Annotated in this window: 12 protein-coding genes; 4 read left to right on the top strand and 8 right to left on the bottom strand. The window is 68.8% G+C overall.

Annotated elements, in window-relative coordinates; all coding sequences use genetic code 11:
* The 4 genes from LC407_RS17835 to dmeF form a co-directional block, all read right to left on the bottom strand.
* Entirely contained in the window at positions 1-843 is an 843-nt protein-coding gene (locus tag LC407_RS17835) for an MnmC family methyltransferase (RefSeq protein ID WP_088101288.1), read from the bottom strand.
* Between the two features lie 76 nt (positions 844-919).
* Positions 920-1,243: a hypothetical protein gene (locus LC407_RS17830; protein WP_223483319.1), complete on the bottom strand. Its 324-nt coding sequence runs from the start codon at positions 1,241-1,243 to the stop codon at positions 920-922.
* 75 nt (positions 1,244-1,318) lie between these two features.
* The gene (locus LC407_RS17825; protein ID WP_025879201.1) at positions 1,319-1,735 is read right to left on the bottom strand and encodes a hypothetical protein; all 417 of its coding nucleotides are present in this window, start codon (positions 1,733-1,735) and stop codon (positions 1,319-1,321) included.
* Positions 1,736-1,827: 92 nt separating this feature from the next.
* Positions 1,828-2,811, bottom strand: coding sequence for a CDF family Co(II)/Ni(II) efflux transporter DmeF (gene dmeF / locus LC407_RS17820; protein WP_223483318.1), 984 nt, complete (start codon positions 2,809-2,811; stop codon positions 1,828-1,830).
* Between the two features lie 50 nt (positions 2,812-2,861).
* On the opposite strand from dmeF, the gene LC407_RS17815 reads away from it, so the two are divergent.
* On the top strand, positions 2,862-3,146 hold the full coding sequence (locus LC407_RS17815; RefSeq protein WP_099841815.1) for a metal/formaldehyde-sensitive transcriptional repressor: 285 nt from the start codon (positions 2,862-2,864) through the stop codon (positions 3,144-3,146).
* A gap of 76 nt (positions 3,147-3,222) precedes the next feature.
* Here LC407_RS17815 and LC407_RS17810 read toward each other — a convergent pair whose 3' ends face one another.
* The gene (locus LC407_RS17810; protein WP_223483317.1) at positions 3,223-3,600 is read right to left on the bottom strand and encodes a MerC domain-containing protein; all 378 of its coding nucleotides are present in this window, start codon (positions 3,598-3,600) and stop codon (positions 3,223-3,225) included.
* A gap of 68 nt (positions 3,601-3,668) precedes the next feature.
* Here LC407_RS17810 and LC407_RS17805 point away from each other — a divergent pair, with 68 nt between their 5' ends.
* Positions 3,669-4,994, top strand: coding sequence for a GTP-binding protein (locus LC407_RS17805; protein WP_223483316.1), 1,326 nt, complete (start codon positions 3,669-3,671; stop codon positions 4,992-4,994).
* 195 nt (positions 4,995-5,189) lie between these two features.
* Here the strand turns inward: LC407_RS17805 and LC407_RS17800 are convergent, their stop codons facing one another.
* Entirely contained in the window at positions 5,190-6,797 is a 1,608-nt protein-coding gene (locus tag LC407_RS17800) for an ATP-binding cassette domain-containing protein (protein ID WP_223483315.1), read from the bottom strand.
* 166 nt (positions 6,798-6,963) lie between these two features.
* Entirely contained in the window at positions 6,964-7,863 is a 900-nt protein-coding gene (locus LC407_RS17795; protein ID WP_059065838.1) for a LysR family transcriptional regulator, read from the bottom strand.
* A 228-nt stretch (positions 7,864-8,091) separates the two neighbouring features.
* Here LC407_RS17795 and LC407_RS17790 point away from each other — a divergent pair, with 228 nt between their 5' ends.
* Together LC407_RS17790 and LC407_RS17785 are read left to right on the top strand one after the other, a co-directional pair.
* Positions 8,092-9,270: a serine hydrolase domain-containing protein gene (locus LC407_RS17790; RefSeq protein ID WP_223483314.1), complete on the top strand. Its 1,179-nt coding sequence runs from the start codon at positions 8,092-8,094 to the stop codon at positions 9,268-9,270.
* Complete coding sequence (locus LC407_RS17785) at positions 9,267-10,451, top strand: MFS transporter (RefSeq protein WP_223483313.1); 1,185 nt, start codon at positions 9,267-9,269, stop codon at positions 10,449-10,451. The genes LC407_RS17790 and LC407_RS17785 overlap by 4 nt, the downstream gene beginning before the upstream one ends.
* A gap of 198 nt (positions 10,452-10,649) precedes the next feature.
* On the opposite strand, the gene LC407_RS17780 is transcribed toward LC407_RS17785, so the two are convergent.
* On the bottom strand, positions 10,650-12,269 hold the full coding sequence (locus LC407_RS17780; RefSeq protein ID WP_025879192.1) for an EAL domain-containing protein: 1,620 nt from the start codon (positions 12,267-12,269) through the stop codon (positions 10,650-10,652).
* Positions 12,270-12,422 lie beyond the last annotated feature (153 nt).

Here is a 12,422-nt window from a genome sequence, read left to right as displayed (position 1 = left end):
TCAGCGCTTGACGGCCAGCACGCCATCGAGCGCCAGCTCGGCCTTGAAGCCGGCCTTTTCCAGGCGCTTGGCCACTTCGCGCGGCACGTCGCGGCCGCTGGTCAGCTTGTTCGGCGCGCCGGTGTAGTGGAACAGGCGGCCACCCTTGCGGATGACGCGGGCGAGATGGTCGTAGAACACCTGCGAGTACAGTTCGCCGGCAATGCCGAAGCGCGGCGGGTCGTGCAGGATCGCATCGACGCTGTTGCTGGCGACCTGTTCGATCTGCTGCGAGACGTCGCCGTGGCTGAAGTGCAGGCGGCCGCCCGCGGCGGCTGAGTCAGGATCGGGCGACCACGGATTGAGCGTGCGCAGCCACATCACGTCGGCGTTCTTCTCGAACGAGCGGATCTGGCCGACGCCGGCCTCCAGTGCGCAGGCGGCGAAGTAGCCAAGCCCACCGCAGGTATCGAGGAGGCTTTTGCCCGCCGGGGCGACCAGCTCGACCTTGCGGCGCGCGTCCTCGAACGGCGACAGCTTGGAGGTCGGCAGCATCTTGATGCCGTCGATCTCGAAGGTCGGTGCGCCCCACTCGGTCGGCACCAGCTTGATCAGCGAGCCGCTGAAGCGGGAGATGGAGCAGAACTCCTCGCCATCCCAGTAGTACAGCGTGCGGTCCTTCAGCTTGCCCGGCCACGGATAGTGCTGGCCGCGGAAGGTGAAACCCTCGGCATCCAGCTGTACTGCCGCTTCGCTGCGGCCCAGATCGAGCGAGCCCGGCCACTCGGTGGCGCCCTTGTCGTGGGCACGGCGCAGGGTGTCAGCGCTGTCGCGGGTCAGCAGGGGGCCGGAGTAGTGGGGCACGGTGGGTAGCGGGAGGATTCGGGGGAGGGCATGGTACCGCAGGCGCTGTGCAGCCGAGCCGGACATGGACGCGGCGCTACCGCAGGTCGGTGCAGCTGAATCCGTGGATGGTTCCCTCTCCCGAGATGAGGCCGACGCCTCGTGAGGGCCGCATGCCCTGCAACGCGCACGAACGGCGATGGACATCCTGGGTGGCGGCTGGCTGCCGGTCGAAGTCGTAGCGCATGCTGCCGTCTTCCTGCAGCAGCCAGTGCACGGTTACGCGCTCGGCGCGTTGCCCTTCGATCTCCCAGTCGAAGGTACGCATCACCAGGATCTCGCCATCAGCGGTCTCACGCACCTCGTCGTAAGCACCCTGGGTCTTTGCAACGATTGCGGCCAGCAGGAGAAGAACGGTCATCGGAATTCCTCCTCGAAACCGGCAGCGTGTGCCAGCGGCATCGCTGAGGCCATGGGAAGAATTGCAATGTGGCCGCTACTGGCACTTCACCGCATACACCGGTCCGGCGCCGATCAGCAGCAGCGCCATGTAGTCGCTGTCGCGTGCCCGGGCCTTCAGCGTGGCGCCGTCCTTGACGCGGAAGATGCCGAAGCCGCCGGCCATCCGGATCAGCGCGCTGTCGATCTGGTCGGCGTCATCGCGGAAGTACTGCTGGATGTCGCTGCGGCTGGCTTTGTACAGCGCATTGGGTTCGCGCTGCCAGTGGCCATCGCGTTCGAACGAGACGAAGTACTGGCTTGCTTCCTTTTCGATGCGGAACTCGGCGGACTTGCGCGGGCTGGTGGCGAAGCAGCCGAGCATCGGGTCGGAGGAGAACGGCAGCTGGGTGTCGCCGGAACAGGCCACCAGCAGCAGGAGGGCACCGGGCAGCAGCAGGCGGAGCGTGCGCATGGGATGTCCCGACGGGGCAGGTGCGGCCAGTGTAGGCAGCACGCAGCCGTGGCCGGTACAGATTTTCGGCAAGAACCGCCGCCCTGCTGGCGTCACGCGCTGCGGTGGATCTCCACGGTGACATGCACCAGTTCCTCGTGGATCGCCAGCGCCTGGCGCACGGTGTCCGGATCGAGCGTGGCATCACTGGTGACCACGCTGGCGGCGACGGCGTACTTGCCGCGCCCCACCTGCCACACGTGCAGGTCGGCCAGGCGTGCCGGCCACGGACCCTGCTCGATCACTTCGCGTACCTCGGCCACCACCGGCGCATCCATCTGCGCGTCGAGCAGGATGCGGCCGCTGTCGCGCAGCAGGCCGATTGCCCAGACGGTGACCAGCACCGCGCCGACCAGGCCCATCACCGGATCCAGCCAGGTCAGGCCGAGCAGCTTGCCGCCCAGCAGGGCGACGATGGCCAGCACCGAGGTGGCGGCGTCGGCCAGCACGTGCACGTAGGCCGACCGCAGGTTGAGGTCGTGGCCGTGGGAATGGTCGTGGCCGTGATCGTGGTCATGCCCATACCCATGATGATCACCATGGTCGTGCCCGTGTCCATGGTGGTGATGGGCGTGGCCGGGGCTGTCATGCAGCCACCATGCGCACAGCAGGTTCACACCCAGGCCGACCGCGGCGATGGCGATGGCTTCGTTGTAGTGGATGGGCGCGGGCACCCACAGGCGTTCCAGCGATTGCACGGCCATCAGCGCGGCGACGCCGAGCAGGGCGATGGCGCTGGTATAGCCGGCCAGGATCTCGATCTTCCAGGTGCCGAAGGCGAAGCGCGGATCGTGCGCGTAGCGCCGTGCGCAGCGGTAGGCGAACACCGACAGGCCCAGTGCCAGCGCGTGCGAGCTCATGTGCCAGCCGTCGGCCAGCACGGCCATGGAGTTGAACCACCAGCCACCGACGATCTCCACCAGCATCATGCTGACGGTGAGCCACATCGCGCGGCGGGTGCTGCGTTCGGCCAGCGGATTGCCGTGGTCGAAGCGGTGCTCGTGGCGGCGGGCGGCGGCGAGGACGTCCAGGTGCATGGCGGCGGTCAGGCTTGGGTGGATACCCCCATAGGGTATATGATCCCGCAATGGCCCATGTACACAGAAATCGAAAGCAGCTGCTGACCCGGGTGCGCCGCATCGGCGGGCAGGTGGCGGCGCTGGAACAGGCATTGAACACGCCCGAGGGCGAGGCAGGCGACTGCGCCGATGTGCTGGTGCAGGTGGCGGCCGTGCGTGGCGCTGCCCACAGCCTGCTGATGGAACTGCTGCACGAGCATCTGCAGGAACACGTGGTGGGCGCGGACGACCCGGCGCAGCGGGCGGCCGAAGCCGAGGTACTGGTGGCACTGCTGCGGCGTTACGGCAAATAGCTGGGTAGTGCCGGCCGCTGGCCGGCAACCTCATGACCTGCGGACGATGCCTGCAGTTGTCGGCCAGCGGCCGGCACTAGCTTCTGCGGTGCCGGTGCTGCGCGTTCCACAGGTGCGTGGCGGCCAGCAGCAGGCTGCCGGTGACCGTCAGCGGGGTCTCCCAGGCGTGCGAGGGCAGTGCCAGCGCCCCGGCCATCAACAGCGCCAGGCCCATGCCCGCGCTCAGCCATGCCAGCGCAGGCAGCGGCTGGCGGCGTTCGGCGCGCCACAGGGCAAAGCCGGTCATCGGCAGCGCGATGGCGACGAAGACCAGGTGCACCCACTCCGCTTTGGCCCAGACGCCGAACAGCGGCAGCGCGGCCGCCAGCAGGGGCAGTGCCAGGCAATGCAGCAGGCACAGGCTGGACAGGGCGACGGCGCCGGCATCAAGCAGGGCGGCAGCGGGCGACTTCATGCGGGGAGTTCCTTGCGCGACAATTGTTATACAGTAACATTTCCATTCCGCAGCCAGCCCGCTCCGACATGAACACTGTTTCCCGCGCCGACCGCCGCCTTCCGGTCACCGTGCTTTCCGGCTTCCTTGGGGCCGGCAAGACCACCCTGCTCAACCAGATCCTGCGCAACCGCGATGGCCTGCGGGTGGCGGTGATCGTCAACGACATGAGCGAGGTCAACATCGATGCGCAGCTGTTGCGCGATGGCGGCGCCGAACTGCGTCGCACCGAAGAGACGCTGGTGGAGTTCAGCAATGGCTGCATCTGCTGCACGCTGCGCGATGATCTGCTGCAGGAGGTCAGGCGTTTGGCCGACAGCGGCCGCTACGACTACCTGCTGATCGAATCGACCGGGATCGGCGAGCCGATGCCGGTGGCTGCCACCTTCGCGGTGCGCGATGAGCACGGCTTCAGCCTGAGCGATATCGCACGGCTGGACACGATGGTGACGGTGGTGGATGGCAGCGCCTTCCTGGCCGATTTCGGTTCGACACTGCGCCTGGCCGAGCGCGGTCAGCAGGCGGGGCCGGATGATGATCGTGGCGTGGTCGACCTGCTGTGCGAGCAGGTGGAATTCGCCGATGTGATCGTGGTCAGCAAGGTGGACCAGGTGGACGACGAAGTGCTGCAGGACACGCTGGCCGTGCTGCGCGGGTTGAACCGCGACGCGAAGCTGCTGCTGTCCCGCTTCGGCGATGTCCCGCTTGCCGAGCTGCTGGATACCGGCCGCTTCGATTTCGAGCGCGCGCAGCAGGCCCCCGGTTGGGTGAAGGAACTGCGTGGCGAGCACACGCCGGAAACCGAGGAGTACGGCATCGGCAGCTTCGTCTATCGCTCACGGCGGCCGTTCCATCCCGCTCGCTTCGCGCGCACATTGCAGCACGGCATGCCCGGCGTGATCCGCAGCAAGGGCTGGTTCTGGCTGGCCAACCGCATGGACTGGGTGGGTGAGTTGAACAGTGTGGGCGCGGCCACACGCACCCAGGCGGCGGGCTTCTGGTATGCGGCGCGCGAGCGGGTGCACGCCGGCCAGGAGGACACCACGCCGCTGCTGCCGCCAACGCCGCTGCCTTACAGCGATCTGGGCTGGGCCCGGCAGCAGGCCGACTGCTGGAGCGCGCCGCTGCCGGACGTACGGGAATTCCCGGACGCGGCCGCGCACTCGGCGATGGCACGCCTGTGGCATCCGCTGTGGGGTGACCGCCGGCAGGAACTGGTGGTGATCGGCGTGCACATGGACGAGCGTTTGGTGCGCGCCACACTGGATGCGTGCCTGCTCAACGACACCGAGCTGCAGGCCGGGCCCTTGCTGTGGCAGCAGATGCCGCAGGCGTTCCCGGTGTGGAAGCGTTGATGCGTCTGCACCACGCGTGGATGAGAGGCTGGCAGTAGATCCACGCTACGCGTGGATGAGAGGCTGGTAGTAGATCCACGCCATGCGTGGATGGGAGGCTGGCAGTAGATCCACGCCATGCGTGGATGAGAGGCTGGCAGTAGATCCACGCCATGCGTGGATGAGAGGCTGCAGGAGCCGAGCATGTGCTCGGCCCTACAACGCATCGCGCCACCGCCAACCTGCATCACCGACCTGCAGCACCTGCGTTGGCCGCAGGGCCTGCAGCAGGTGGGTGTCATGGCTGACCATCAGCAAGGCCCCCGGCCACGCCGCCAGCAGCTCTTCCAGCGCCTGCAGCGCAGCAAGGTCCAGCGCGTTGCCCGGCTCGTCCAGCAACAGCAGCTGCGGGGCAGGATCGGCGTACAGCACGCTGGCCAGTGCCCCTTTCACCCGCTCGCCATCGCTGAGGCTGCTGGCCGGGCGCTGGACGCGCTGCGCATCCAGGCCCAGCAGGGCAAGACGCGTACGCAGTTCACCCGCATCGGCCGCGGGATTCGCAGCGCGCACGGCATCGAGAATGCTCTGCTCACCTGCAAGCCCCAGCAGTTGCTGGTCGAGCAGGGCCAGCGGCGCATGCCGCTGCACCTGACCGCTGCGTGCCGCCAGCTGCCCGGCCAGCACGCGCAGCAGCGTCGACTTGCCGCTGCCGTTGTCGCCCACGACGGCGATGCGCTGGCCGCGCCGGATCTCCAGCTGCAGCGCCGCGTTGCAGCCATGCGGCAGCACCAGATCGTGCGCCTGCAGCAGGCGGGCCTGGCCACGCTCGCCTTCGCCACTGAACAACGCCAGTTCTGGCGTCACGTGTACCGCCGCAGCGGCGGCGCGCACCTGCGCCGCGCTGGCCTGCAGGCGGTCGCTCTGGATCTGCTGCGCACGGCCGTGGCTGGCTTCGGCGCGCTGCTTCTGCCGACCGAGCAGGATCGGTGCCTGGTTGGCCTCGCGCGCTTCGCGGTTGCCACGTGCCTGCCGCTGCTGCTGGCGCTCGTTCTGTTCGCGCGCGCTGCGTTGCTGCTGCCGGTGCTGGGCACGGGCATGCTCCAGCTGCGCGGCGGCGGCCTCGCGTTCGGCGGCGCGTGTGTCGGCATAGTGCTGCCACGGTCCGCCGTAACGATGCAGGCCGTGCGCGTCCAGTTCGACGATCTGCGCCATCTGCGCGAGCAGGCCACGGTCGTGGCTGATGGCCAGCAGGCCGCCCTGCCACTGCTGCAGCTGTGCGTACAGCTGGTGGCGATGCCGGGCGTCGAGATGATTGCTTGGCTCGTCGAGGATCAGCCAGTCCGCGCCGCTGGCCCACGCGCCGGACAGCGCCACCTGCATCGCCTGGCCGCCACTGAGCCGGGAGGCGGGCTGCGCCGGATCAAGGTCGGTCGGCAACTGCATCGCCTGCCACTGCTGCTGCAGGCGTTCGCGCAGGTCCCAGTGGTCGCCCACGCAGGCGAAATCGGCTTCATCGATGCTGCCTGCTTCGATGCGCGCCAGTGCCGCCAGCTCGGCGCCGACGCCGGCCAGTTCACCCACCGTGCCACGTGGCGGATAGCCCGGCGTAGGCAACAGGAACACCTGGCCACTGCGGTGCACGCGGCCATCGTCGGGCGACAGCTGGCCGGCGAGCAGGCGCGCGAGCACGCTCTTGCCGGCGCCATTGGCGCCGACCAGCCCGGTGGCCACCGGTTCGAAGGAAAAGGACAGATCGGAAAACAACGGTCGGCCATCGGCCAACCGATACGACACGCGATCGAGCGTGAGGGAATGCGAAGTCATGCGACCTCCATGGATGCCTGGTTCTCCCCTGCGCGCAGGGGCGGGAAGAGTCGGGCCGTCTAGTGCGAAGACGGCGGCATCACTGGCGCATTGGTCGCGAGCCTCGGTGGGGAATGAGCGGGCAGTATAGCGCCGCGAGCTGAATGGTCGTGGCCGTGGCGCGGGGTCAGGGCACCGTATCCAGCCGCGCGCCAACGAATTCGATGAACACCCGCAGCTTCGGCAGCACGTGGCGGCCGGAGGGCCACAGCAGGTGGAAGATGCCGCAGGAATGCACGTGCTCTTCAAGCACGGTGACCAGCCGGCCATCGGCCAGTGCATCGCGCACCGAATGCACCGGCACGAACGCCAGGCCCCCGTCGCGCAGCGCCAGTGCCACCCGCGCTTCGATGGTGTTGGCGACCAGGTGCACCGGCAGATCCTGTGCCGTTTCGCCTTCGGGCCAGAGGATCGGCCATGGCTCGAGCTTGCCGGTGCTGGGGAAGCGGTAGTGCAGCAGGCGGTGCTGCAGCAGGTCGCCCGGCGTGCGTGGAACGCCATGCCGTTGCAGGTACGCCGGCGATGCAACCACGCGGCGTGGGAACACACCGAGGCGACGCGCGGTGAGGCGTGAATCGCTGGGCTCGCCAACGCGCAGCACGGCGTCGAAGCCTTCCTCGATGACATCGACCAGGCGATCGCAGAAATCCAGCTCCAGCCGGATGTCCGGGTAGGCCGCCATGAATTCGGCCATCAGCGGCAGGGTCAGGTCGCCCACCAGCGGCAGGCTGATGCGCAGGGTGCCGCTGGGGGTTGCATGTTGCTGGGCCAGTTCGGTGCGTGCGGCATCGCGTTCGTCGAGGATGCGGCGGCAGCGTGCCAGGAACAGCTGGCCCTCGGCCGTGAGGGTGATGCTGCGCGTGCTGCGGTGGAACAGGCGCACGCCGAGTGCGTGTTCAAGCCGGGCCACGCACTTGCCGGCGGCTGAGGCGGAGATGCCCTGCACGCGGCCGGTGTCGACGAAGCTGCGGGTGTCCGCGGCGTGGACGAAGGTCTGCAGGTTGGCCAGGTTGTCGAGGACGGACATGGGGAAGGTCGCTGCGAAAGTGGGCAGGGTAGGGCGCGGCAGTCCGGCCCGCTGACGTGGCCCGCGCAACACTGCGGTGCGCGGGCCTGGCGGGGCGGTACGGCCCAGCGGTTCCGGGCATCATGCCGATTGCGGACCTTGCGGTCCATGATGCACGGAGCCCCGCCCCGCTTTTTGCCGGCGCCGGAGCTGCCTACCGTGGCGGGCCTCTCCCCACGGATCACCCCGATGACACTCGCCCTTCCTGTTGATACCGCACCGGCGCTGCCCGCGGTGAGCGCACTGCTGCGGACCGTGCATCCACAGCGCCTGGTCGGTGCGGTGGTACTGGTGCGCGAGCACGGCGTGCTGCGCCACGCCAGCGCCAGTGGCCTGGCCGACCGTGAATCGAACACGCCGATGCGCCGCGACCACCTGTTCCGGCTGGCCTCGGTGAGCAAGCCGCTGCTGACCACGGTGATCCTGCGCCTGGTAGCCGAGGGGGTGCTGGACCTGGACGCGCCGGTGCAGCGCTGGTTGCCGGCGTTCCGCCCGGCACTGGCCGATGGCAGTCGCCCGCCGATCAGCCTGCGCCAGCTGCTCAGCCACAGCAGTGGGCTGGGCTACCGCTTCCTGGAAGCCGATGCTCAAGGGCCCTATGCCCAGGCGGGTGTGAGCGATGGCATGGACGCGAACCCGGTGACGCTGCAGCAGAACGTGCAGCGTATCGCGCAGGCGCCGCTGTTGTTCGCGCCGGGCAGCCAGTGGCTGTACTCGCTGGGCGTGGATGTGGCGGGCGCCGTGGCTGAAGCGGCCACCGGCGAAAGGTTGCAGGTGTTGTTCGACCGGTTGTTGGCGCAGCCGCTGGGCCTGCGCAATACCGCGTTCGCCACCGCCGAGAGCGCTCGTCTGGCCACGCCGTATGTCAGTGACCTGCCGCAGCCGCATCGGTTGCGGGAGGGCGAGGTGGTGCCTGCGTTCGAGGGATCGGTGGGCATCGAATACAGCGTGGCGCGGGCGACCGACTCACACCGCTATCCGTCGGCAGGCGCGGGGCTGGTGGGCAGTGCCGACGAGGTAATGGCCGTGCTGGAAGCGTTGCGCGATGTGCGCGCCTCGCAGCTGCTGCCGGACAGCGTGGTTGCACAGATGGGAACCCCGCAGGTCGGCGAGCTGGGACCGGTTGATCCGCCGGGTTGGGGCTTCGGCCTCGGCTTTGCGGTGCTGCGTGATGCAGCGGCCAGCGGCACACCGCAGACCGCAGGGACATGGCGTTGGGGCGGTGCTTACGGCCACAGCTGGTTCGTGGACCCGGCGCGTGGCCTGAGCGTGGTCGCGCTGACCAACACGCTGTACGAAGGCATGCATGGCGCGTTTGTCGATGAACTGCGCGATGCGGTGTACGCCGATCTGGAGACGGTGCGATGAGCGGTCACGCAATTGATGCAGCAGCTCCGGCGGGTGAAGCAACACGCTTGCCGTGGCGCGGGCTGCTGGCACTGGCCGGTGGTGGCTTCATCACTCTGCTGACCGAAACGCTGCCAGCGGGCGTGCTGCGGCCGATGGGCGAGAGCCTCGGCGTCAGCGATGCGGCCGCAGGGCAGCTGGTGAGCGTGTATGCACTGGGCTCGGTGCTGGCTGCGTTGCCGATGACCGCGCTGACCCAGCGCCTGCCGCGCCGTCCGCTGCTGCTGGCGGCGATTGCCGGCTTCATGGTGGTCAACACCGTGACCGCGCTGAGCCACGACTACGTGCTGACCCTGGTAGCGCGCTTCCTGGCGGGTGTGGGCGCGGGCCTGCTGTGGTCGTTGGTGGCCGGCTATGCCGCACGCATGGTGGTGCCGGAACTGCAGGGAAGGGCGATCGCGGTAGCGATGATCGGCTCGCCGCTGGCGCTGTCGCTGGGAGTGCCGGCCGGCACCTTGCTGGGCCAGCAGATCGGGTGGCGCTGGGCGTTCGCGTTGATGAGCGTGTTGGCGGTGCTGCTGCTCGGCTACGCCCGATGGGCACTGCCCGCGTTGCCGGCGGCCGGTGCAGGCCAGCGCATGTCGCTGGGCTCGGTCTGGCGCATGCCCGGCATCCGCAGCACGCTGCTGGTGATGGTGCTGTACGTGCTGGCGCACAACGTGCTGTACACCTACATCGAGCCGTTGGCAGTGCAGGCCGGCGCCGGGACGTGGCTGGACCGGCTGCTGCTGGCATTCGGCATCGCCGCGATCGTGGGCATCGCCATCGCCGGCTGGGGCGTGGACCGCCACCTGCGCGCGCTGGTGTGGGCCAGCGTGATCGGCTTCGTGATGGCGGTGGCTTCGCTGTTGCTGTGGCCAGGCGTGCCGGGCGTGCTGCTGCTGGTGACGATCCTGTGGGGCGTCGCGTTCGGTGCGGTACCCACCCTGTTCCAGACCGCCCTGACGCGCCGCGCCGGTGCCGCCGCCGACCTGGCGCAGTCGATGCTGGTGACCGGCTGGAACCTGGCCATCGCCGCCGGCGGCGTCGGCGGCGGCCTGATGCTGCAGGCCAGCGGCGCCCAGCACCTGGCCTGGCTGCCGTTGCTGCTGCTGGTGGTGTGCGGCCTGTGGGTCTGGGCGCGGCCGAAGGCCTGGGCGTAGGCGTCGATCGAGGGTGACGGGGTTGCCGGCCAGCGGCCGGCACTACCCCAGCCGAAGCTCAACAGCGTGCGCGAGCGCAGCGACCCGCTGTTGCTTTTCTCTTCTCTATTTACGTGGTGGAACGCCGCAGAGATCTGTCCCGGCCAGCCCACGAACCGCTCTTAGCGACCCACCACGAGGGGCGGCGCCGTTCGCCGGCTACTCCCCCGCCTGCTCGCGCTCGAACGGCACGCTGCGCGGATTCTGCATGTGCTCCCGCGCCGCGCCGTACTGCTGCTGGCGCTTGCGGTGGAAGGCGATGAACTCATCGCGCGGCAACGGCCGCGAGAACAGCCAGCCCTGGCCGAACTGCACGTGCTGGCTGTGCAGGTAGGCCAGCTGCGCTTCGGTTTCCACACCTTCGGCCACCACCCACAGGCCCAGCTCGCGGGCCATGCCGATGATGTGCGGCGTGACCGGGCTGGTCGCGCTTTCGGTGCCGATCGCATCGACGAAGGACTTGTCGATCTTCAGTGCATCCAGCGGCAGCTGCTGCAGGTACTGCAGGCTGGAATAGCCGACACCGAAATCATCGATGGCCACGCTGTGGCCCGCGCGCCGCGCCGCAGCCAGCATGGTGCGGGCACGGTCGATGTCGAGGAAGCCATGTTCGGTGGCCTCCAGCCAGATCTGTTGCGGCAGGATGCCGCTGCCGGCCATGCGCTGCGAGATCACCTTCAGCGCCCGTCCGCTGCTGATGTCCTCGGCCGCCAGGTTGATCGCGATGTGTGCACTGCGATCCTCGGCCAGCAGCTCACGCATGTCGGCAACCACGTTCTCGATCACCAGGTCGGTGATGGCGGCGATCATCCCGGCTTCTTCGGCCAAGGGAATGAACAGGTCCGGACGCACCTGCGTGCCGTCGGGGCGCTGCCAGCGCACCAGCGCCTCGGCGCCGACGCAGATGCCGGTGTCCAGTTCGATGATGGGCTGGTAGTGCAGGTAGAGTTCGCGGCGGCGGATGGCGATGCCCAGTTCGCCGCGCATCGACAGCCGTCGTCGCGACAGCCAGATCACCAGCCCGGCACCGGCGGCGGCCATCAGCAGGCCCAAGGGCACGAACAGCCACGCCTGCTGCCGGAACGTGGCCGCCAGCGCGGTGCGCGGCGCCGTGGCGATCGCCAGCCATTCACCGCTGCGCGCGCTGGCATACAGGGTGTCGCGGTCCAGGCCTTCGCCGGGCTCACGCAGCAGGCGCTGCAGCAGGGCCGGGTCCATGCCATCCTGCTGGGTCAGCAGCCGTCCATCCGGACTTGCCAGGGCCAGCCGCACGTCCGGATCGACGATGACGTCGACGAAGCGCCGAGGGTCGACCAGCACGTCATAGGACCCGTACATCATGGACAGCATCGGCCGCCGGCCAGCCGCCTCGGGGCGCACGTTGACGGTGATGCCGGCACCATCGCTGGTGACGTGGTCCGGCGTGGGCTGGTCCACATCCTGCTGGAACGGCCCCCACGACGTGCAGCGCAGCTTGCCGCCCTCGAAGTAGCCCATCTGGTCCGACGACGGCGTGGTCATCACCAGGGTCTGCATGCGCTGGATGTGTTCGGCCCCGCAGGGCGGCAGGACAGTGGCCTCGGCCGACTTCAATGCCGCCAGTGCTTCCTGGTAGGACACTTCGGTACGGCGCAGGCTGCGCTCGGCGATGGCATGCAGCCGCTGCTGTTCGACACTTACGGCACGGTCCCAGGTGGCATAGACCATGACCGCGATCGGCACTGCAGCGGCCAGCACGGCCAGGACGGTGCCGCCGATGATGACCCGCAGTCGGCTCATGACCGGGGCTCCAGAGAGGTGTGCAGGGCTGGGCACATGGGCGGGGCCGGTCCTTGGGCGATGGCGGTATATGAACACGGCGCAGGGCTGGGCGGAATGGGACAAAGGCGGTAACGGGTCACATTGTGGTGAAAGTGACACTTGCTGACGGCC

The organism is Stenotrophomonas sp. OVS01A, assembly GCF_019969775.1.
Taxonomy (GTDB): domain Bacteria; phylum Pseudomonadota; class Gammaproteobacteria; order Xanthomonadales; family Xanthomonadaceae; genus Stenotrophomonas; species Stenotrophomonas indicatrix.
The sequence above is the reverse complement of the archived record's forward strand: the minus strand, read 5'-3'. Positions and strand labels throughout refer to the sequence as shown.

Coding starts and splice junctions, on each gene's coding strand:
- LC407_RS17780 (WP_025879192.1), bottom strand. CDS start 12,269: ATGAGCCGACTGCGGGTCATCATCGGCGGCACCGTCCTGGCCGTGCTG.
- dmeF (WP_223483318.1), bottom strand. CDS start 2,811: ATGCACCTGGACGTCCTCGCCGCCGCCCGCCGCCACGAGCACCGCTTC.
- LC407_RS17830 (WP_223483319.1), bottom strand. CDS start 1,243: ATGACCGTTCTTCTCCTGCTGGCCGCAATCGTTGCAAAGACCCAGGGT.
- LC407_RS17795 (WP_059065838.1), bottom strand. CDS start 7,863: ATGTCCGTCCTCGACAACCTGGCCAACCTGCAGACCTTCGTCCACGCC.
- LC407_RS17815 (WP_099841815.1), top strand. CDS start 2,862: ATGGCCCATGTACACAGAAATCGAAAGCAGCTGCTGACCCGGGTGCGC.
- LC407_RS17785 (WP_223483313.1), top strand. CDS start 9,267: ATGAGCGGTCACGCAATTGATGCAGCAGCTCCGGCGGGTGAAGCAACA.
- LC407_RS17805 (WP_223483316.1), top strand. CDS start 3,669: ATGAACACTGTTTCCCGCGCCGACCGCCGCCTTCCGGTCACCGTGCTT.
- LC407_RS17810 (WP_223483317.1), bottom strand. CDS start 3,600: ATGAAGTCGCCCGCTGCCGCCCTGCTTGATGCCGGCGCCGTCGCCCTG.
- LC407_RS17825 (WP_025879201.1), bottom strand. CDS start 1,735: ATGCGCACGCTCCGCCTGCTGCTGCCCGGTGCCCTCCTGCTGCTGGTG.
- LC407_RS17790 (WP_223483314.1), top strand. CDS start 8,092: ATGACACTCGCCCTTCCTGTTGATACCGCACCGGCGCTGCCCGCGGTG.
- LC407_RS17800 (WP_223483315.1), bottom strand. CDS start 6,797: ATGACTTCGCATTCCCTCACGCTCGATCGCGTGTCGTATCGGTTGGCC.